General features: G+C 34.9%; 19 protein-coding genes. All 19 read left to right on the forward strand.

Translation table 11 applies throughout. The features are described 5' to 3' along the window. Positions 1-11 precede the first annotated feature (11 nt). Positions 12-1,223 (forward strand): bifunctional 3,4-dihydroxy-2-butanone-4-phosphate synthase/GTP cyclohydrolase II, encoded by a 1,212-nt coding sequence (locus P0N36_RS07225; RefSeq protein ID WP_275842177.1) that lies wholly within the window; start codon positions 12-14, stop codon positions 1,221-1,223. Further along, positions 1,224-1,685 carry a 6,7-dimethyl-8-ribityllumazine synthase gene (gene ribH / locus P0N36_RS07230; protein WP_275842178.1) on the forward strand — a complete coding sequence of 154 codons (462 nt, stop codon included), beginning with the start codon at positions 1,224-1,226 and terminating at the stop codon, positions 1,683-1,685. 8 nt (positions 1,686-1,693) lie between these two features. Further along, positions 1,694-2,347, forward strand: a complete 654-nt coding sequence (locus tag P0N36_RS07235) for an HAD family hydrolase (RefSeq protein ID WP_275842179.1) — start codon at positions 1,694-1,696, stop codon at positions 2,345-2,347. 704 nt (positions 2,348-3,051) lie between these two features. Continuing rightward, positions 3,052-4,398 carry a radical SAM/SPASM domain-containing protein gene (locus P0N36_RS07240; protein ID WP_275842180.1) on the forward strand — a complete coding sequence of 449 codons (1,347 nt, stop codon included), beginning with the start codon at positions 3,052-3,054 and terminating at the stop codon, positions 4,396-4,398. Between the two features lie 40 nt (positions 4,399-4,438). Next, on the forward strand, positions 4,439-4,642 hold the full coding sequence (locus P0N36_RS07245) for a hypothetical protein (protein WP_275842181.1): 204 nt from the start codon (positions 4,439-4,441) through the stop codon (positions 4,640-4,642). 95 nt (positions 4,643-4,737) lie between these two features. Further along, the gene (locus tag P0N36_RS07250) at positions 4,738-4,914 is read left to right on the forward strand and encodes a hypothetical protein (RefSeq protein WP_275842182.1); all 177 of its coding nucleotides are present in this window, start codon (positions 4,738-4,740) and stop codon (positions 4,912-4,914) included. A gap of 19 nt (positions 4,915-4,933) precedes the next feature. Continuing rightward, positions 4,934-5,089 (forward strand): hypothetical protein, encoded by a 156-nt coding sequence (locus P0N36_RS07255; protein ID WP_275842183.1) that lies wholly within the window; start codon positions 4,934-4,936, stop codon positions 5,087-5,089. 66 nt (positions 5,090-5,155) lie between these two features. Continuing rightward, positions 5,156-7,288, forward strand: coding sequence for a hypothetical protein (locus P0N36_RS07260; protein ID WP_275842184.1), 2,133 nt, complete (start codon positions 5,156-5,158; stop codon positions 7,286-7,288). A 40-nt stretch (positions 7,289-7,328) separates the two neighbouring features. After that, positions 7,329-7,505, forward strand: a complete 177-nt coding sequence (locus tag P0N36_RS07265; RefSeq protein WP_275842185.1) for a hypothetical protein — start codon at positions 7,329-7,331, stop codon at positions 7,503-7,505. A gap of 88 nt (positions 7,506-7,593) precedes the next feature. Next, a complete protein-coding gene (locus P0N36_RS07270) occupies positions 7,594-8,886 on the forward strand; it encodes a hypothetical protein (protein ID WP_275842186.1) in 1,293 nt (430 codons plus the stop codon). A 150-nt stretch (positions 8,887-9,036) separates the two neighbouring features. Further along, positions 9,037-10,245, forward strand: coding sequence for an efflux RND transporter periplasmic adaptor subunit (locus P0N36_RS07275; protein WP_275842187.1), 1,209 nt, complete (start codon positions 9,037-9,039; stop codon positions 10,243-10,245). Further along, positions 10,229-10,894, forward strand: coding sequence for an ABC transporter ATP-binding protein (locus tag P0N36_RS07280; protein WP_275842188.1), 666 nt, complete (start codon positions 10,229-10,231; stop codon positions 10,892-10,894). Before P0N36_RS07275 ends, P0N36_RS07280 begins: the two co-directional genes overlap by 17 nt. Before the next feature lie 5 nt (positions 10,895-10,899). Further along, positions 10,900-12,120, forward strand: coding sequence for an ABC transporter permease (locus P0N36_RS07285; RefSeq protein ID WP_275842189.1), 1,221 nt, complete (start codon positions 10,900-10,902; stop codon positions 12,118-12,120). Between the two features lie 203 nt (positions 12,121-12,323). After that, positions 12,324-14,423 (forward strand): BglG family transcription antiterminator, encoded by a 2,100-nt coding sequence (locus P0N36_RS07290; protein WP_275842190.1) that lies wholly within the window; start codon positions 12,324-12,326, stop codon positions 14,421-14,423. Between the two features lie 308 nt (positions 14,424-14,731). After that, the gene (locus P0N36_RS07295; protein ID WP_275842191.1) at positions 14,732-16,117 is read left to right on the forward strand and encodes a PTS mannitol transporter subunit IICB; all 1,386 of its coding nucleotides are present in this window, start codon (positions 14,732-14,734) and stop codon (positions 16,115-16,117) included. Between the two features lie 235 nt (positions 16,118-16,352). After that, positions 16,353-18,224, forward strand: a complete 1,872-nt coding sequence (locus tag P0N36_RS07300; RefSeq protein WP_275842192.1) for a PTS mannitol transporter subunit IICBA — start codon at positions 16,353-16,355, stop codon at positions 18,222-18,224. A gap of 82 nt (positions 18,225-18,306) precedes the next feature. Further along, complete coding sequence (gene pfkB, locus P0N36_RS07305) at positions 18,307-19,284, forward strand: 1-phosphofructokinase (RefSeq protein ID WP_275842193.1); 978 nt, start codon at positions 18,307-18,309, stop codon at positions 19,282-19,284. A gap of 97 nt (positions 19,285-19,381) precedes the next feature. Further along, positions 19,382-20,647 carry a zinc-binding dehydrogenase gene (locus P0N36_RS07310; protein WP_275842194.1) on the forward strand — a complete coding sequence of 422 codons (1,266 nt, stop codon included), beginning with the start codon at positions 19,382-19,384 and terminating at the stop codon, positions 20,645-20,647. A 1-nt stretch (position 20,648) separates the two neighbouring features. Continuing rightward, entirely contained in the window at positions 20,649-20,921 is a 273-nt protein-coding gene (locus tag P0N36_RS07315; protein WP_275842195.1) for an HPr family phosphocarrier protein, read from the forward strand. The last annotated feature ends 2 nt before the right edge of the window (positions 20,922-20,923 follow it).

Genomic DNA, 20,923 nt, shown 5'->3' on the forward strand with positions numbered 1-20,923 from the left:
TGGTAAGGATTATGGAAAAGTTTAATACAATTGAAGAAGCAATTGAAGACATAAAAGCAGGAAAAATGATCGTCGTTGTGGATGATGAAGATCGTGAGAATGAAGGCGACCTTCTTATGGCAGCAGAAAAAGTCACAACTGAAGCCGTTAACTTTATGGCTATGTATGGAAGAGGCTTGATTTGTGCCCCTATGACGGAAGAAAGATTAAGAAGTTTAGACATACATGCTATGGTGAACAACAATACAGACCCTAAGGAAACAGCTTTTACCGTTAGCGTCGACGCCATTACATGTACCACAGGTATTTCGGCAGCAGAAAGAGCCTTAACCATTCAGAAGCTTATTGACCCTGACGCGTCTTCTAAGGATTTTAGTCGTCCTGGTCATATATTTCCACTGGTTGGTAGAGAAGGCGGCGTCTTAAAACGTGTCGGACACACAGAAGCGGCGATAGATCTTCCCAAGCTTGCAGGCTTATATCCAGCCGGTGTCATCTGTGAAATCATGAATGATGACGGCTCTATGGCCAGAGTACCGGAGCTTATGAAATACGCAGAAAAACACAAACTAAAAATTATTACCATAGCAGATTTGGTGGCCTATCGTAAAGCCAATGAGACCTATGTCGAGTGCGTAACAGAAGCAGAACTACCAACCAAATATGGTAATTTTAAAATGTATGGCTATGTGAACAAGCTTAACGGAGAACATCATGTGGCACTGGTAAAGGGTGAAATATCGGCGGATCTACCTACTTTAATTCGAGTGCATTCCGAATGTTTAACAGGAGATGCTTTTGGTTCTCTAAGATGTGATTGTGGTGAACAATATGCAAAAGCAATGCAAAAAATTGAAAAGAACGGAAGCGGTATCTTGTTATACATGCGACAAGAAGGACGTGGTATTGGTTTAATCAATAAAATCAAAGCCTATGAACTTCAAGATCATGGTATGGATACGGTTCAGGCCAACATAGCCCTTGGTTTTCCGGATGACTTACGAGATTATGGTATTGGTGCTCAGATTCTAGCGGATTTGGGTGTTAAGAAAATAAGGCTCATGACCAACAATCCTAAGAAGATGTCAGGTATTTCTGGATATGGACTTGAGATTGTAGAGCGTGTGCCGATACAAATGAATCATAATGAAAAAAATGTTGCGTATCTAAAAACAAAGAAACTAAAAATGGGACATATGTTAGATTTTAAGGAGGAAAAGTAAATGAATGTATATGAAGGACAAATGGTAGCACAAGATCTAAAATTTGCAATTGTAGTAGGAAGATTCAATGAGTTTATCGGCGGGAAATTATTGTCTGGGGCCATAGACACTTTGGTAAGACATGGTGTGAAGGATGAGGACATAGATATTATATGGGTGCCAGGTGCTTTTGAGATTCCATTGGCAGCAAAAAAACTGGTTAAAAACGAAAAATACGATGGTGTAATATGTCTTGGTGCTGTTATAAAAGGCTCGACACCACATTTTGATTATGTATCCAGTGAAGTATCAAAAGGTATTGCCCATGTTTCATTAGAATCAGAAGTGCCAGTTATATTTGGTGTTTTAACAACGGATACCATTGAACAAGCCATTGAAAGAGCCGGAACCAAAGCAGGTAATAAGGGTTCAGATGCAGCTATGACGGCTATTGAGATGGCAAATCTCTTAAAAACCCTATAGGGGCCTTTATGTTAGATCAGGTAAAAACCATTGTTTTGGATTATGATGGTACCCTACATGACAGTATAAAAATATATGGACCTGCTTTTAGAAAAGCTTATGAATTTCTAGTAGATCAGCATCAGGTCCCACCAAGAACTTGGGAAGATCAAGAGATTGTGAAGTGGCTCGGATTAAGCAGCAAAGAAATGTGGGAAGCCTTCATGCCGAATCTGGACAGTGGTCTTAGGGAACAAGCCGGAAGCATTATTGGTGAAGAAATGAAAAGGTTACTTCAGAATAAGAAAGCGGTGCTTTATGAAGGTGCGTTAGAGACCTTGGAATACTTAAAAAATAGAGGTTATAAGTTGGTTTTCTTAAGTAACTGTGGAAAGGCTTATATGGACTATTCCAGAGACTTATTTGGACTGGATCATTATTTTGATGAAATGTTATGTGCACAAGACTATGAGTTTATACCTAAGTATGAGATTCTTTCAAAGGTTATGGATCAATGGCCAAGTGAAATTGTTGTTGTTGGTGATCGGTATAAAGATATAGAAGCGGGTAAGCAAAACAACCTTAAGACCATTGCCTGTCTATATGGCTATGCTCAAGGTGATGAACTAAAGGACGCGGATTATAAGATTAATCATATCAAAGAATTATGTAGACTCTTATAAGCAGAAAGTTTAAATATCATTTAATATCGTTAAAGTATAAACATCTTTAGAGGCTATACCACTACGCGAAAGCGAGACCTGGTATAGCCTCTTTTTTGTTCTCTCTAGGAGATTAAAGAGATTTACCTAGATTCAATTTAATTATTTTTGTATTACAAATGAATGCCACTAGACTATATAAATAAAAAAAGGTAAAAATTAAAAAGAAAATAGACATTAAAAAAATAATTATACTATTAAACTACCTAAGACTTATAAAAAGATGAAATATTAAAAAATATATAAAATAGCATTGACAGAACATCAGAATACAAATATAATTAAAATGGTAATTATGGTTAAGGCGTCAAAACTATATAGTTGAACTTTCGCATACCATATATAGTTACGAATGTATCAACGTAATCTATATATGGTATGTGAATTTAGTGAAACTTAGTTTTGACCCTTTAACCAATTATTTTTTATAATAAATTCTAGGTTATCTGTTGGGGGGAATGGATGAATCTGTCTTTTTTAGATCTATGTATATACATCATTGTTCAATAAACAACTAAATATAGGAGTAGGTGCTTCAAGATTTTTACAATATAATATCACCAGGATCTTATGAGGTATTTTTTGTGTGACACAAAAACACTGTATTTATAGGGTTAAGGGTGTTTCTCAAATATCTAAGAGGATTATTTATAAGGAGAATAATTATGCGTTCGAGTATATATAATTTAAGATATAAGCTAAAGAATAATAAATATTTATTAATGAACGGCTGTACAGGTGCAATGGATGAAGTAGATGAAACTGTTATACAAACCCTGGACTTATTAAATAAAGAGACCGTCAATTATAATCCAAGCATACTGAAAACTTTGCTTGAAAGAGGGTATATTACATCCGTAACGGAGAATGAAGAAATTGAGAATATGAAGAAAATTGCAGAAATATATCAAAAAGTTGACCAGAAGCTATTACAGGTTACAATCATACCAACTTATGACTGCAATTTTCGATGCCCTTATTGCTATGAATTAAAACTACATAAAAATGGTCAAAATTGGATGAATCAGCAAATGTCTATAGAGACCGTCAATAATATTTTTGAATATTTAAATAGAGAAATGGAAAAAGGAAGAAGAATTGGTGAAATCAATCTCTATGGAGGAGAACCATTTTTAAAGAAAAACAGAAAAGTAATTGAGCAAATTATAGAGCATTGTAAGAAGAGTGAATTAACTGTAATGGCTATAAGTAATGGTTATGAAATAGAAAACTATTACGATTTGATAGAGACCAAAGTTATAAGAGAAATTCAAATCACGCTTGATGGGACTGGAGAGCTTCATAATCATCGTAGAAAGCATATGGATGGTGTACCAACTTATAAAAAAACCTTAGAGGTGGTAGATGAATTATTAAAAAGAGAAATATTTGTGAGTTTAAGGACAAATATTGATCAAGAAAATATCGAAGAGATTTCAGCGTTAAATACATTATTTGATGAGATGGGATGGTCTGAGAATAAGTATTTTAGAAACTACTTTAAAGCGGTACATACCTGCTATTCAAAAGAAGAAAAGCCAATTACTGATGAGGATATTGTTAATAAATTAATCGAAAATAAGAGCATCTTTACGAGCGCCTTGAGTGGTGTAGCAGCTGATATAGCAACAAGGATTAAATATGTTGTGGAAACTGGAGAATATGCATATTTCAAAGCTACATATTGTGGAGCTGTAAACGGTATGCTTGTATTTGATCCTTTTGGTGACATTTACCCATGCTGGGATACAGTTGGGGACAACAAACACATTATCGGTCAAATCAATCAGTATGGTCTCGCCTATTCACCGGTTTACGATCAATGGATGAATAGAAAGCCACAAAATATTGCTAAATGCCAGACGTGTGCGTATATTCTGTATTGTGGTGGAGGATGCCCCGCGCATGCTAGGGTTATTAATCAATCGATTCAAACACCATATTGCGATAAATATATAGAAGTTTTTGATAAAACTGTTCCCCAAATATATGAGGAGCTGATTTATAAATAGTAAGTTTGAATACAGTGACGGCAATATTAGGAGGAAAAAAATGATTTCATTGAACAAACCTATTAATCTTTCGGAAATTGATGAAAGACTTATGAGGGAGTTAGAATTAAGAAGAGAAATGTCAAAATCAGTAATAGGTGTTAATGCTTGTACAGCAGATGCATATGCTGGAACCTGTGCAACCAATAAATCAGGGATTATCAATCCAAATTTATGTGCAGGACATGCGAGAGCAGGACTATAAAGTAGAAGCATACACACCCTTTAGTAGTATGTTTATATATTACTGATAAAAGGCGAACGATTAATTAAAAAATAATTTAAAAGGAGATTAAAATCATGATTACAATTAACAAATCAATTGATGTGAAAAGTTTGGATGATAGGTTAATCATTGAACTTGAAGGTAGAAAAGAAATGGCCACCAAGGTCAGCACAAATGCCTGTGCAGCAAATGTTACCGCAAGCGCATGCGGGGCTAATGCAACAGTAACAAACTGCGGTGGTCAAAAATAATCATTTAAGAGGAGATTAAATGAAAAAAATCAACAAAGCTATTGACATTAAGATCATTGACGAAAGATTATTAAAAGAGCTGGAAGACAGACGCGTTATGTCTGTAAAAACACTTTTAGGGATCTCAGCATGTGCTGCTAATGCAGGGGTGTCCGCATGTGGTGCTTTAAAATAAAACATCACATTTAAGTACATTACCGTCACTGTTTTCAATATAGGATTAAATAAGAGGTATAAATAAATGCAAAGATATGATTTGGATGTTTCAAGATTGATTGAAATATTTACAAAAGAAAAACTTGAGAATATTGTGAAAACACATAGAAATATTCTCAAAAAAATTAATAATAAAAAGTACGCCTTTAGCAATGTGAGTGACAACAATCTTGAGATTGAATCAAAGAGCTTATATTATTTCATAACTTATGTATATATGCTAGAAGAAAGTTTTTCGATTAATAGCTTTAAAGTGCTAGAGTTAGTATCTGAGATAAGTATGCTGATTATTCATCCTTTTCAGCATTTTCTGCTTGCTAATTATGAGAACAAAGATGAAATGAATACGCCTGCAAAAAATTTACAATTACAAATAGGTCTTTGTGAGGGGGTAGAAAAGCTTCAAAGAATATTAAGCAAAGAAAGTATGGAAAAGTTCTGGACTTACTTTAATAAATATTACAATGAAGTATTAGAGGGTGCAAATCTATTTAAGCTAAATCATGTTGGTAAAATTAAAAACTATACTGAAGAAGATATTTTTTCGATTTCAGTAGGACTAAATGCACATTCAAAAATTGTTCTTCCTATTCTGGCAGGGATTAATAATGAGTTTGATAAAATAAGCTTACTTGAAAAATCCTTAGATCACTACTATGTTGCACACAAATTGTTTTTAGATTTAAAAATCTGGAAAAAGGATTTAGAGCGAGAATTTTACACTCCTATACTCACAGAAGTTATTATGGCACATAAGAATGCGATTCATGACAAAGAGAAAATTATGGATTTGCTATATGGCAATAATTATGATGAAAAATACCTTATCAAAGCAAACAGAGAAGTAGAAAAAGCTTTATTTTTATGTGGCAGTAATGCACCTTGCCAAAAATCTTTACGCTCCATTCAAAGTCGCATAAATCTTTTATTATACGATTTTAGAACCTTAAAAGGTGAGCCTAAAAGGATATATCCTTATATTGAATCAAATAAAGAATATTCTGGAGAAGACATAAAAAAACAGATTGCCGATTCAGTTAAGTGGATTCTCAACCAAAGTAAATCTGGTTACCCTGAGTTAACGCACTGGGGGGTTTTTTTACATCCTTATGGTTTTACCGGAGAAGAACAGGCACTTCCAGGAGATGTTTATTATCGATCGTATTTACTAAATCTTATGTTTTCTATGAAGAATAATAGTGCAATAACCAATGCATATTTTGAAAAGGAATTAAATTATTTGGAAAATAGAAAACATAGATATTTCAAAGAAGGCTGGGGACATTTTCCAGATTTACCAGAGATACCGCCAGATATTGGTACGTTAGGAGAAATAATATTAAATGCAGTTGCAGCAAGAGACGTCACATTGCTTAAGTACACAAAAGAACTTGTAGATAAAATTATTAGTCAGAATCCAAATAAGGATGGAACAATAAACTATTGGCTGACGGAAAAAGATCAAAAGGGATTTTTTAACAGTATTTCTTCTGTGAAGTGTATATATATAAGAACTTTGTTGAAAAAAATGTACAAAAATCCTGTTATTTCAGCTAATGCACAGTTTATATATGCACTTATAATTCTGGATTATAACAAGTATTCAGAAGTAATAGAAAATGTCTATTCATCAATACTTTCTAAACAAAATCCAGATGGAAGCTGGAAGGATTATTATTTTACAGGCGTACATTTTGCAATTTGGCAAATACTAAGGTGTACAAAACAACTTAACAGATTTAATTCTCAAATCCGATTATCATTAAAATACTTATTAGAGAGCCAGCATGATAATGGAGCATGGGGACAGGTGTTTGGAGATCCTAAGGAAAGCTCATATGCAATATTGAGTTTGATTGAGATATTGGAATTATCGAGAAACAAAATAGTAATGAATGAAACTGAAAAAAAAGCCATAGTTAGTTCAATTCATAAAGGTATAATCTATTTAATGAGTTCGGCTACAGGGAGCTACTGGCATGGTGTGGATTTTGGAGAGATTCAAATTAAAAAGATATCCACTGAGCCAGCAGATTTTATAGAATATAGAAGTGCTACCTTAACAACAGCAGTTTCAGCGTATGCACTCAACCGTTTTTATTCTTATATGGAGCATTCGATTGAGGGAGAGACTATCAAAAGTCTATTAGCAAATTAAAAAAGAAGAAATCACGAGATAATACGAAACGAGGTTATCAATGATAAAATCAATCAACAAATCGATACACGAAATAAAATTTAGTGAGCTAGAAGATAGATTATGTGAAGAGTTAGAGGTTAGAAATGAATTAAGATGTATTGCCCATGCTTGCGGATTAGACGCATCCTTAGGTTTTAAGCCTATTTGGGCATGTGCCATAAATTTTTCTTTATAATTATTTTGAAATTTTAAATAAGATCATTTATTAAATATATTATTCTGGTGATTTCTTCTTTTATATATATCCATCGAGGTGAATTATTATGGAAAGCAAAAAATATAAGTTGATAAACGCATTAATAATAAAAGAATTTGAAAGTGCAACAAGGGATAAAAAATATATAATAGTTCACAAAAAAAAGCATTGGATAATTGCTGAGGAATTGTATTTGATACTGTCTTTTTTAGATGGAGAGAATACGCTTTCAGACATATGTTGTAAACTTCAAAGCCTTGGTATATCTTCGACAGCAGAGGATTTAGAAAAAATTATTAAGACACACATTGTTTCAAAAGGTATTGTTGAAGGATATGAAGGTGAAGCGGAAAATGAAAAAAAATCAAAATATTTCTGGTTTCAGGTTAATATTTTAAAGGAAAGCCTTATAAAAAAGCTTTCCTTCACAAAATACCCATATAATAAAGTCTTCTCTTTATTAGTTTTGATATTATCAATTCCGGGTTTTTTTATCATTCTAAGATCAATTGCATTACCAGATTTCTATTTAATGATTCCGACGGTTTCTTATAAAGATTGGATGATAATAACTCTCCTCATTATTTCATCAGGCTATATACACGAGTTAGGTCATGCTGGAGCTTCAATGCATTATGGAATTGTTCCGTATAGTATAGGGTTTGCATTTTACATGACAATGCCCGTATTGTTTGCAGATGTATCAGGAATATGGGTGCTTAAGAGAAAGCAAAGGGCCGTAGTTGACTTGGGAGGTATATATTTTGAACATTTATATTTATGCACTTTGGCTATTATAACAATTATAACGAAAAGCAATATAATCTTAATTGCAACAGTAATAAGGTATATAGGATTGATTTATAACTTTAATCCATTTTTAAAAATGGATGGCTACTGGCTTTTTACAGATTTGTCGGGGATATCAAATCTGCATGATACAACAGTAAGATATATTAAAGCAAAACTCTTAAGACCGTTTTCGATTTCTATTTATGAGCCGCATAATGAGCTGACGAGCAAAAGTAAGATTGTATTCTATCTTTATGTAATGATCAGCTTAGTTTTCTTCATATTCTTTGCTACACTGTTAAAAAACATTACCTTAACAGCATTTGAACTATTACCCTTTGCAAAAGAAGATTTGTTGAATTTTTTTGAACTAGGCAGTATTATGGAAATTTTAAAATCTATAGCAATATACTTTAAGAATTATTTCATGGTATTCATTTCAGCTTTTTTAGTAATTCGGATTATTTATACAACCTTTAGAAATATAACTTTATTAATATTGGAAGTGCGTAATAAAAAATCACAAAATACACAGATAAGTACAAAACTTCCTGTTTCAAGAGAGTAATGTATTTATATAATATGGTTAAGGTGTCAAAACAATATAGTTGAACTTAGTGAAACTAAGTTTTGACCCTTTAACCATAATATTGATTTAATAAAACCCTCATTTATGAAACTGTCAATTAATCTTATACTAGATTTAAGGAGTCGCTGTATGCAAGGATTAAAGAAAAAAAGATATATTCTATTCTATATCATAATTATTTTTTGTATAATACTAATAGTTATAAAGTGGTCAACAAAAAATGAAGGTTATTCAAATGAGGTGTTGCTGGTTTCGACAAATATTCAAGACTTGACGACAGAAGTTTTGGTAAATGGCCTTATTCTACCCGCCGAAACCATAACTTTAAAGGCTCCCTTTAACACGTATATTTCTAGAATGCTAGTTAGTATTGGGGATGAGGTGAAAAAAGGTGATGTGCTTGTGGAGTTTGAGGGGAAAAATCTTGAGGAAGAGTTGTTATTAAAAAGAAATGAATTAGAAATAGGTTTAGTGCTTTCAGATGAAGCAGATAGTAATAGAAAAAACAATGAATATAAGTTAAATGCTTTAGAATTAGAAATAGAGAAGATAAGTGTAGATTTAGAGCTTAGCAAGCATCTATTTGAACAGGGGATAATCTCAAAGCAAGAACTTGATAACATACAAAATAACTTAAAAGAAGTAGAGTTAAAATATCAAATGCAAAAAAGTATGATTAATCTCAATGAAAAAATCATACAAGATAAAAAGAATACACTTCTAAAAATGCAGATAAATGAAATAAATAAAAAACTCTCAGAGACTGTTATGAGAGCGCCTGTCGATGGTATCATTATGGAGATAATCAAGGCAGAAGGGATGCCAGTAACTGTTGGAGAAAGTATAATAAAAATCCCAAAAAGTAATTGTGTAAAAGTTAGTGGTTATGTTTCGGAAAATGATATTAATAATATTAATGAGGGACTAGAAGTGAATTTTTTAGATGATAACAATAATTCTGTGGGAAAAGGTAGGGTAACGAAAATTAGTCATATTGCAACGAATAATACGAGTGGGTCTAAAATGGATAATGGGATTGTAATAGAAATGACCCTGGAATTAATGGATGATCGATATAAAATATATCAAAGCATACAGGCGGAAATCGTTACTAGAACATCTAAAAATGCACTCACGGTACCAATTGAAGCCGTAGTGCGTGAAAATAATGAGGCTTTTGTATGGGTGGAAAAAGACGGGAAATATATAAAAACCAAGGTAGAGATTGGGATTATGAATGATTTTTACTATGAAATAATTAAGGGTCTTGATTACCAGGATTTAATTGTATTGTACCCCAATAGCATTAGGGGGGACTTGTATGATAAGGTTAGATAATGTATCAAAGATTTATGGAATGAATAACACACAAGTAACTGCCCTTAAAAATATCAATCTTAATATTTTTGAAGGTGACTATGTGTCAATTAGTGGTACAAGTGGCTCGGGAAAAAGTACTCTGATGAATATAATAGGTTGCTTAGATAGTCCGACGGCGGGTAATTATTTTTTCGAGGGTGTCCCGATAAATACTATAGGGCAATCTGAATTATCTACTATACGTAACAAATATATTGGTTTTGTTTTTCAATCCTTTTTTCTGATTCCAGGATTAACAGCTCTAGAAAATGTAATACTTCCTTTATTTTATGGAGGAAAGGGAAAAAAAGAATGTATTAAAAAAGCTCGGGAAGTATTAGAACTTATGGATTTGGGCGATAGAATCCATCATGACTCCACGGAACTTTCAGGAGGACAAAAGCAGCGCACGTCAATTGCCAGGGCTTTAGTTACTAATCCCAAAATACTGCTAGCTGATGAGCCAACAGGAAACTTAGATTCTAAGAATACAAGAGAAATTATGGGCTTATTTAAGGATTTGAATAAAAAAGGTATGACGGTTGTGTTGATTACACACGATGAACGTTATGCTAATATGGCGAATAAAAGATATAAAATTGAAGATGGGATTTTACAGGAGGCGTAGCTTCTATGAAAGTAATATATTATTTAAAGGCATCATATTCCTACTTATTGAAAAGAAAAAGTCGTACTTTTTTAGCGATATTAGGAATCATCATAGGTATTTCTTCGGTAGTGACAATCATTATGCTTGGGAGCATACTTGACAGTTTAGTAATATCAGAGTTTGAAAAAATAGGAATTAAGAGAGTATACATAACAACAGATAGCTCGAAAGAATTAAGAGAACAAGATTTTCTCGATATGTCAGATGAAATATTGATTAAAAAAAGATTTGAGGATTCAATTATTGCCTTATCAAGAGTGTATTTACAGAGTACATATATTGACATAAAAGATGATACTAATATAAATTTGATGATATATGGCGTCAATAACAACTATAATAAAATACAGCAGATTCAGATGTTACAGGGAAGGTATTTAATTGAAAATGACTTGGCACTTAAACGAAAGGTACTTGTAATTGACAATAGGTTTGCAAATAAGTATTTTGGTAATGAAAACGTGGTAGGAGAAACTATTACTCTTGATACAAATGGTATTCCGACTAGATTTTTTGTGATTGGAGTATATAAAAAAGAGGACGATTTCCTTAATCAACTGGTCGGAGCAAATAATTATAGTATTGCATATTCTCCAAACACCACTTTGGAATACTTGAACAATAAAGATGACAGGGTTTATGGGATTGACATGACTATTAAAGATAATGTTGATTCGGATGAGTTTGTAAAGAATGTTATTTATTATATTGAATCCATACATAGTAATAATGGAGAAGATTTATATTTGGCACAAAATGCAGAAAAATCATTATCTGTGGCACATAATATCGGAAACATGATTACCCTTGTTATAGGTATCATTGCCGCGATATCTTTGCTTGTTGGTGGAATTGGAATAATGAATATCATGCTTGTTACTGTATCAGAAAGAACCAGCGAAATTGGGATAAGAAAAGCAATTGGAGCGAAGAACAAGGATATTTTATTACAGTTTTTACTTGAGTCATCCATTATTACGGGTATTGGAGGAATAATTGGAATAACAATAGGTTTGTTAAGCGGCTATATGATTGGATTATACTTAAAGGTGGATATTGTACTGCCAGTTGTTTCAACGATTTACATTCTACTTTTTTCAATATTAGTTGGTACTGTATTTGGGGTATGGCCAGCACTTAAAGCAACAAGTTTAAGTCCTGTTGAGGCATTGAGAAGGTTATAAATCATTGATCAAAACTTATTAAGGGAAGTGATTCTTTTAAACAATAAAATAATAGTCTATTAAAATTGAGAAGTGTATTATTTGTCACTTGCATAAATGACAAAACAAAATAAAAATAAATAGTGTATTAAAGTTGGGGCGTGTATAATACAAGTATAATGTAGGCGAACTTTAGGTCTGAATTCAAAATGAGAGGTGCTAAAATGTTAACATCACGCATGAAGGAAGTCATATCTATCATACTTGAATCGAATAACTATATAACCGTACAACAAATATCAGATCAGATTAATGTGAGTACCAGAACCATATTAAGAGAATTAAACGATGTGCAGAACTGGATAATAAAACATGGTGGTGATCTGAATAAAAAAAAGGGAAAAGGCATTTCTCTAGTTGCGGATGATACCATAAAAACCAAACTGAGAAATTCACTTCTTGAAGAAGTAAGTGAAATCATATATACACCGATAGATCGGCAGATCATACTTAGGGCTCAGCTGCTTCAATACAATGAACCTACAAAATTATATACATTAACCCAATTATTGGATGTTACAGAAAGTACGATTGGTGGCGATATTGCCCAGTTAGAACCATGGTTTAACCAATACAACATTGAGTTGATTCGTAAACCGGGCTTGGGCATATTAATTGACGGGGATGAAAAGGCAAAAAGAAAGGCGATTGTTGCCTTGATTTATGAGCATTTTCATCTAGTTGATCTTATTGACGTTATAAAAGAAAAAGAGCACCAGCCCATTGATGTAAGAACATTAAAAGAAAATATCAATCAATCTATATTTGAGCTTCTGGATCTTGAAAGTATAAAGCATACAAGGGCTTTTTTAATGCGTATGGAAGAAGATATGGGGTATCAATTTGCGGACAATGCCTATATTGCTCTAATCATAAGGTTCAGCATGACATTAAAAAGGAAGTTTTTTTGGGACGAACTTTATATTGACTCAAAAACCAAAGCGTTAATCGAATCAGATAAGATTTTTCATCTTTTACGGGATTGGGTTATTGAAAAAGAAGATAATCCTTTTAGAGTCCTACCAAAAGAAGAATTGCTCTATTTAACCATGCATCTTAAAGGATCTAAGCTTAGACAAACAGGTGAATACAATAGGATTTCTATGATTGAGGATTTTAAAGTCATTCAATTGGTCAAAGAGTTTATTCAAAAAGTTGAGTCGGAAACAGGTATATATTTATCAGATAACGACAAGCTTATTGTGGGTCTGGTTAAGCATCTTAGACCATCCATCTATCGCATGAAGATGGACCTTGATATTATTAATCCCCTAGTGGAAGAAATCAAAAGCATGTATCCAAAGCTGTTTCAGACGATAGCCACTTGTGCTAAAGTCATTGAAGAAAAGGAACATATTCAGATTCCTGAAGATGAAATCGCTTACTTAGCTACCCATATCGGGGCAGTCATAGAAAAAAACCATAGGGAAATTGTCAAAAAATATCAAGTGGTAGTAGCTTGCATGTATGGCATAGGCGCTTCTCAACTACTGGTTTCGGAAATCGAACGCAATTTTTCTAACATCCATATCGTTCGGGTTGTGAGTGTTATTGATCAAGATGTGGAATCAATGGATGAAGGTGCCATTGACCTAATCATATCAACCGTGCCGACAGAAAATTTGGCCATACCTTGTGTGGTGGTGAATCCGGTTATTAAGGATGAAGATATTAAGAAAATCAGAGAAGCTTTGAAAAGATATAAGCCAAACACCACACATAGACAGACTAAGAATAAAATGGCACTAAAAGAAAAACTTGTCGCATTAGAACAGTATAGTCATATCATTATGAAGGTTATAGACAATTTCTCTTATGACAAATATGTATCAGCAAAAACGATGATGGATTTGATTCACTATATCAGCACTTCATTGTCAAGTAATCAAGAGGAGATTGCAGTGCTGAGCAAAGCATTTATTGAAAGAGAAGAAAAAGGTTCTACCATTCTTATGAAAAAAGGCATGCAATTACTACACTGTCGGGCTGATATTGATAAAGGTGTTTGCCTAAAGGTCATAGATTTAACAGATCCGATTATTATGGAACAAGCATCCGGTTATGTGCCTGTGGATACCATCATTGTAATGGTCGGACCGGTTGTGTTAAATCAAAAGATCTTAGAAGTCTTATCTGAGATTAGTCGTAATATTATTACAGGTGGTTTTGCAGATATCATCAAAGAAGGACAAATAGAAGATGTAGAATTTGAACTCAATGCGTTGTTGGACAAATACTATCAATCCTTGGTGTTCGGCATATAAAAAAGTGGTAAGGCAAAGGACTATATAGAAATGTCACTATTCAGGCGTGACTTTTCCTAATTCTTATTTATATCAAGGTTATATAGAAATGTCACTATTAAGGCGTGACTTTTTCTAATCTTATTAATATATGGACTATTAGAAAATGTCACTATTGAATAGTGACATTTTTTTTTATTGCTTTTTTATGTCACTTATCAGAATGCCAAAGCCACTTTTCTATTTCTTTATTTTTGGTTAGGCAGGGGTGTATACTCAGACCATGTTCATTGATCAATGCACAAACCAAAAAATCTTAGGAGGTAAATATGGAAAGCACAGAAAAAGGGAAATCAGGATCACGAGAAGGTTTACAGAAGTTCGGACGTTTTTTAAGTGGTATGGTGATGCCAAACATTGGTGCATTTATTGCATGGGGGCTAATTACAGCATTATTTATACCAACAGGATGGTTACCAAATGAAAATCTAGCGACTTTAGTTGGTCCGATGATTGTTTACTTATTACCACTACTTATCGGTTATACAGGCGGTAAAATGGTCTATGGTACAAGGGGTGGTGTGCTAGGGGCCGTGGCAACCATGGGTGTTGTCGTAGGAACAAGTATTCCAATGTTCATCGGTGGTATGATTATGGGACCGATTGCCGGTTACCTTATGAAGAAGTTTGATGAATCCGTTGACGGCAAAGTACCAACAGGGTTTGAAATGCTGGTGAACAACTTCTCGGCAGGTATCTTAGGCACACTATTAACATTACTTGCCTATGTAGGCATAGGACCGGTTGTTGAAGGTATCAGTAATACATTTGGTTCAGGCGTTGAAGCATTTGTAAACGCCGGTTTACTACCACTGGCTTCTATATTCATAGAACCAGCCAAAATATTATTCCTCAACAACGCCATCAACCATGGTGTACTGAGTCCACTGGGTATAGAACAAGCAGCAACAGCTGGAAAATCCATTTTCTTCTTACTTGAGACCAATCCTGGACCTGGACTTGGAATCTTATTAGCTTACTGGGTGTTTGCAAAAGGCATGATTAAGCAATCTGCACCAGGTGCGATTATCATTCATTTCTTCGGTGGTATTCATGAGATCTATTTCCCATATATCTTGATGCAACCATCCTTGTTACTTGCAGTAATAGCAGGTGGAGCATCCGGCGTATTCACCTTCGTCATCACAGGTGCAGGACTTGTTGCAGTACCGTCACCAGGTAGTATTTTTGCACTTTCAGCCATGGCACCAAGAGGCGGATTGATACCGGTACTGGCAGGTGTTGTTGTATCCACAGCAGTAACATTCCTTGTGGCTGCTGTCCTTATTAAGAAAAAAGACACACAAGCAGAAGCGACTTTTGAAGAAGCCAAAGAAAAAATGGTGGATCTAAAAGGTAAAAAATCAAGTGTTGTAAAAACAAGTGTTAAAAAAATCATCGTAGCATGTGATGCAGGCATGGGATCTAGTGCCATGGGTGCCAGCAAATTAAAAAATAAACTTCAAAAAGCTGGTTTATCCATCCAAGTAGCCAACGCATCTATTGATGCAATACCTGGCGATGCGGACATTGTCATCTCTCACAAATCATTAACACCAAGAGCAATGGGTGTGGCACCAAATGCAGAGCATATATCTATTGAAGACTTTATTATGACTGGTGTTTATGATGAACTGGTTGAAAGATTAAAATAATAGAATAATATATCAAAAAACATATCAAAAAACATCTTTAAGCAAACATCATATAGGCATAAAGCAAGTGACATTCAAAGACATTATAGAAGAATGTCACTTGTCTATATTGCCATAGTCGTTTTTCTTAAGCTTTAACATGAGGTGTTGACTGTATTATAATAAAAACAACTTAAGGCATCTGTGAATAGGAACAGTGAACAAATGATGTTAAAGAAAAATAGGAGGTTCAAAAATGAAAACAATAACAAATGATAATACCAGCGCTCAAGGTCTACAAAAGTTTGGACGTTTTTTAAGTGGCATGGTGATGCCAAACATTGGTGCATTTATTGCATGGGGGCTAATTACAGCATTATTTATACCAACAGGATGGTTACCAAATGAAAATCTAGCGACTTTAGTTGGTCCGATGATTGTTTACTTATTACCACTACTTATCGGTTATACAGGCGGTAAAATGGTCTATGGTACAAGGGGTGGTGTGCTAGGGGCCGTGGCAACCATGGGTGTTGTCGTAGGAACAAGTATTCCAATGTTCATCGGTGGTATGATTATGGGACCGATTGCCGGTTACCTTATGAAGAAGTTTGATGAATCCGTTGACGGCAAAGTACCAACAGGGTTTGAAATGCTGGTGAACAACTTCTCGGCAGGTATCTTAGGCACACTATTAACATTACTTGCCTATGTAGGCATAGGACCGGTTGTTGAAGGTATCAGTAATACATTTGGTTCAGGCGTTGAAGCATTTGTAAACGCCGGTTTACTACCACTGGCTTCTATATTCATAGAACCAGCCAAAATATTATTCCTCAACAACGCCATCAACCATGGTGTACTGAGTCCACTGGGTATAGAACAAGCAGCAACAGCTGGAAAATCCATTTTCTTCTTACTTGAGACCAATCCTGGACCTGGACTTGGAATCTTATTAGCTTACTGGGTGTTTGCAAAAGGCATGATTAAGCAATCTGCACCAGGTGCGATTATCATTCATTTCTTCGGTGGTATTCATGAGATCTATTTCCCATATATCTTGATGCAACCATCCTTGTTACTTGCAGTAATAGCAGGTGGAGCATCCGGCGTATTCACCTTCGTCATCACAGGTGCAGGACTTGTTGCAGTACCGTCACCAGGTAGTATTTTTGCACTTTCAGCCATGGCACCAAGAGGCGGATTGATACTGGTACTGGCAGGTGTTGTTGTATCCACAGCAGTAACCTTCCTTGTGGCTGCTGTCCTTATTAACAAAAAAGGTGAGCAAGAAGAGGCTTTAACCAAAGCAAAAGAAAATGTCAGTCAAATGAAAAACACCAGTAAAACACAGATGGTCAATAAGATTGATGAAGATTTGGACTTATCACAAGTAAAAACCATTGCGGTCGCATGTGATGCCGGTATGGGATCTAGTGCCATGGGTGCAAGTAAACTTAAAGCAGCCTTAAAAGATGCCAAAGTGAATCTGGAAGTCATCAACTGTTCGATTGATCAGCTAGATGATCAAAGTGATCTTGTCATCACCCACGAAAAACTGACCAAGCGAGCAAGCGGTGTTGTTCCAGGTGCCATTCATATATCCATATCAGACTTTATTAATACAGATATCTACGATCGCTTGGCAGAAAGACTTGCTGTACTTCATTCATCATCTGTAGATGCTATTGAAAGTGAAGATGTGTATCAACCATTGAAAAAACAAAACATACGTATAGGTCTGCCTTCAAGCTCAAAGGAAGAGGCCATAAGAATGGCCGGACAGATTCTCTTCGAAGGCGGCTATGTCGAAGAAGGTTATATAGATGCTATGGTACAACGTGACAGTGAGCTCTCAACCTACATCGGAAATGGCACAGCAATACCTCATGGTGTGAGCGATGCTAAGAAAAAAATCATTAAAACAGGTATCAGCATACTTCAATTTCCGGAAGGCGTTGATTTTAGCGGTAATACAGTATATTTAGTCGTTGGGATTGCAGGTGTGGGTAATGAACATCTTATGATTCTATCTAATCTTGCAGAGATTGTTGAAGATGAAGAGAAAATCAAGCAACTGAGTCAAACCACAGATATAGATTATATATACAAACAATTTACCAATTAGGATTGATTTTCAAACCGCAATTAGGTTTGACTTTCAAACCCAAGTGGTGATTGGTAATCTGACAATAAAAGTGAGGTAGTCCATGATTTATACAGTAACTTTAAATCCTGCCATTGATAAAACCTTGAAAATTGATGATTTCAAAGTAGATCAGGTTAACCGCGTAAAAGAGTATAGAGAAGACGCAGGTGGCAAAGGCATCAATGTAACGAAGATGATACACAAATTAAAAGGTGATAGCATAGCGGTTATGATTACCGGCGGTGATATTGGCCATCGATTGACCAGTTTATTGGATGATGAAGGTATCAGTTATAAAGCCATTAAAACACCCGGCCAAACCCGTATCAATGTAAAGGTAGTGGATCACAACAACCATACTTTTACAGATATTAATGAAAAAGGGCCAGTTGTAGATAGCAAAACACTGGAGACACTTGATGCCTATCTTATGAATCACTTATCCGAAAAAGATATTTTGGTTTTGGCGGGCAGTTTACCACAAGGTGTTCCTAAGGATATCTATAAGCATTGGTGCGAACTTGGCAAGGAAAAAGGTGCTAAAGTCATTCTAGATGCAGATCGAGATGTACTTGAGTTGGGTATCAAAGGTTTGCCTTGGATCATAAAACCAAATCAAAATGAGTTAGAAATGTATTTTGGAAAGAAGTTTGATAATGACCAAGATATGATCTTAAAAGCTCAGGAATTGTTAGATATGGGCATCTATGCTGTGGTCATTTCACAAGGTGAAAAAGGTTGTCTTGTGGTTAGTAAGGATGGAACAGCTAAGATGGATGCTCTAAAGCTAAAGGTTGTCAGTACAGTAGGTGCAGGTGATTCCATGGTAGCGGGTATTGCTTTTGGCATAGACGAGGTCATGAAAAAAAATGAAACACTGGATTTTGCAAGATTTATGGACATCATGAGACTAGGTGTAGCATCCAGTAGTGCATCTATTGAAGAAGAAGGAACCCATATGGGTAGCTTAACAAGAGTCAATGAGTTGTACCAAGAGATTACTGTTAATATGGTTAAAGTGTCAAAACTATATAGTTGAACTTTTACATACGTGTTGTAAGTAAATTAGAGAAACTTAGTTTTGATACTTTAACCAAATATAATGATAGAAAACAAGACGAAATAGGAGTGATTAAATGAAAACAGAAGCGGTTAGATTATATGATGTCAACACATTAAAACTAGAAACTTTTGAGTTACCGGCGATTAAAAAAGACGAGATTTTAGTAAAAGTCGTTACAGACAGTGTATGTATGTCCACCTACAAAGCCGTTATACAAGGCAGCAAGCACAAACGTGTTCCTGAGAATATCGCAACCAACCCGACAATTATGGGTCATGAATTCTCAGGCGTTATTGTAGAAGTAGGTGAAGCATGGCAAGATCAATTTACACCTGGAGAAAAATTTGCCATACAACCGGCCTTAAATTATAAAGGCAGCCCTTATGCACCCGGATATTCATTTGAATTTTTTGGTGGATCAGCGACCTATTGCATTATTCCAAGAGAAGTCATGGAACTTGGCTTTCTTCTTAAATATGAAGGAGAAGCTTTTTACGAAGCATCTTTATCAGAACCGATGTCATGTGTTATTGGTGGCTTTCATGCCAACTACCACACAAAGACAGGTGAGTACAAACATTATATGGGCATCATAGAAAAGGGTAAAATGGCCTTATTAGCAGGTGCCGGTCCAATGGGTCTTGGTGCTATTGATTATGCGCTGCATTGTGACAGAAAGCCCTCTTTATTGGTTGTAACGGATATTGATGATGCCAGATTGGACCGTGCAAGATCTCTTTTCACACAAGAAGAAGCAGAAAAACAAGGTGTAAAGCTACACTTTATTAATACCATGAAAGAAGCAGATTCTGTAAAGACCTTAATGGACCTAAGTGATGGTGAGGGCTATGATGATGTATTTGTTTATGCACCTGTAAGACCGGTTATCGAAGAAGGGGATAAAATACTTGGTAAAGATGGTTGTATGAACTTTTTTGCCGGACCTTCAGACACAACCTTTAATGCGAATATTAATTTCTACAATGTGCATTATACACCCACTCATATCATGGGTTCAACCGGTGGCAATGCTGACGATATGATTGAATCATTAAATATGTCATCTAAGAAGTTAATTAATCCCGCTGTTATGCTGACCCATATTGGCGGTATCAATTGTGTCATTGATACGATACTGGATTTACCTAACATTCCAGGAGGCAAGAAGATGATTTATAATGAAATCGATATGCCTCTTACAGCCATAGATGATTTTGAAAAGCTTGGTGAAAAGGATGCATTCTTTAAAGGCTTAGCAGAATGTGTTAAGAAGTACAATGGCTTGTGGAATGCTGAAGCTGAAAAATACTTATTAGAGAACGGAAAAAGGAGAGATTAAGATGGTTAAGAAAGATTTTGTATTAGAAGCAGAAGAAGGTTTACACGCAAGACCGGCCAGTATGCTGGCGAAAGTTGCTATGAAGTTCACTTGTGACATTAAACTCATGAAATCCGGTAAAGCTGACAAAGTATTTCAACCTAAAAGCATATTATCCTTAATGAGTGTTGGTGCTGCAAAAGGTGAACGATTGACCTTTGTAGCTGAAGGTGATGATGAAGTGCAAGCAATGGAAAGTATTTCACAACTGTTCACATCTAATTTCCAAGGGTAGGT

Source organism: Petrocella sp. FN5 (genome assembly GCF_029210395.1).
GTDB lineage: Bacteria > Bacillota > Clostridia > Lachnospirales > Vallitaleaceae > Petrocella.

What these genes read in the sequence shown, in the direction of transcription:
- P0N36_RS07225 (WP_275842177.1), top strand. Translation starts at nt 12, where the DNA reads ATGGAAAAGTTTAATACAATTGAAGAAGCAATTGAAGACATAAAAGCA.
- ribH (WP_275842178.1), top strand. Translation starts at nt 1,224, where the DNA reads ATGAATGTATATGAAGGACAAATGGTAGCACAAGATCTAAAATTTGCA.
- P0N36_RS07235 (WP_275842179.1), top strand. Translation starts at nt 1,694, where the DNA reads ATGTTAGATCAGGTAAAAACCATTGTTTTGGATTATGATGGTACCCTA.
- P0N36_RS07240 (WP_275842180.1), top strand. Translation starts at nt 3,052, where the DNA reads ATGCGTTCGAGTATATATAATTTAAGATATAAGCTAAAGAATAATAAA.
- P0N36_RS07245 (WP_275842181.1), top strand. Translation starts at nt 4,439, where the DNA reads ATGATTTCATTGAACAAACCTATTAATCTTTCGGAAATTGATGAAAGA.
- P0N36_RS07250 (WP_275842182.1), top strand. Translation starts at nt 4,738, where the DNA reads ATGATTACAATTAACAAATCAATTGATGTGAAAAGTTTGGATGATAGG.
- P0N36_RS07255 (WP_275842183.1), top strand. Translation starts at nt 4,934, where the DNA reads ATGAAAAAAATCAACAAAGCTATTGACATTAAGATCATTGACGAAAGA.
- P0N36_RS07260 (WP_275842184.1), top strand. Translation starts at nt 5,156, where the DNA reads ATGCAAAGATATGATTTGGATGTTTCAAGATTGATTGAAATATTTACA.
- P0N36_RS07265 (WP_275842185.1), top strand. Translation starts at nt 7,329, where the DNA reads ATGATAAAATCAATCAACAAATCGATACACGAAATAAAATTTAGTGAG.
- P0N36_RS07270 (WP_275842186.1), top strand. Translation starts at nt 7,594, where the DNA reads ATGGAAAGCAAAAAATATAAGTTGATAAACGCATTAATAATAAAAGAA.
- P0N36_RS07275 (WP_275842187.1), top strand. Translation starts at nt 9,037, where the DNA reads ATGCAAGGATTAAAGAAAAAAAGATATATTCTATTCTATATCATAATT.
- P0N36_RS07280 (WP_275842188.1), top strand. Translation starts at nt 10,229, where the DNA reads ATGATAAGGTTAGATAATGTATCAAAGATTTATGGAATGAATAACACA.
- P0N36_RS07285 (WP_275842189.1), top strand. Translation starts at nt 10,900, where the DNA reads ATGAAAGTAATATATTATTTAAAGGCATCATATTCCTACTTATTGAAA.
- P0N36_RS07290 (WP_275842190.1), top strand. Translation starts at nt 12,324, where the DNA reads ATGTTAACATCACGCATGAAGGAAGTCATATCTATCATACTTGAATCG.
- P0N36_RS07295 (WP_275842191.1), top strand. Translation starts at nt 14,732, where the DNA reads ATGGAAAGCACAGAAAAAGGGAAATCAGGATCACGAGAAGGTTTACAG.
- P0N36_RS07300 (WP_275842192.1), top strand. Translation starts at nt 16,353, where the DNA reads ATGAAAACAATAACAAATGATAATACCAGCGCTCAAGGTCTACAAAAG.
- pfkB (WP_275842193.1), top strand. Translation starts at nt 18,307, where the DNA reads ATGATTTATACAGTAACTTTAAATCCTGCCATTGATAAAACCTTGAAA.
- P0N36_RS07310 (WP_275842194.1), top strand. Translation starts at nt 19,382, where the DNA reads ATGAAAACAGAAGCGGTTAGATTATATGATGTCAACACATTAAAACTA.
- P0N36_RS07315 (WP_275842195.1), top strand. Translation starts at nt 20,649, where the DNA reads ATGGTTAAGAAAGATTTTGTATTAGAAGCAGAAGAAGGTTTACACGCA.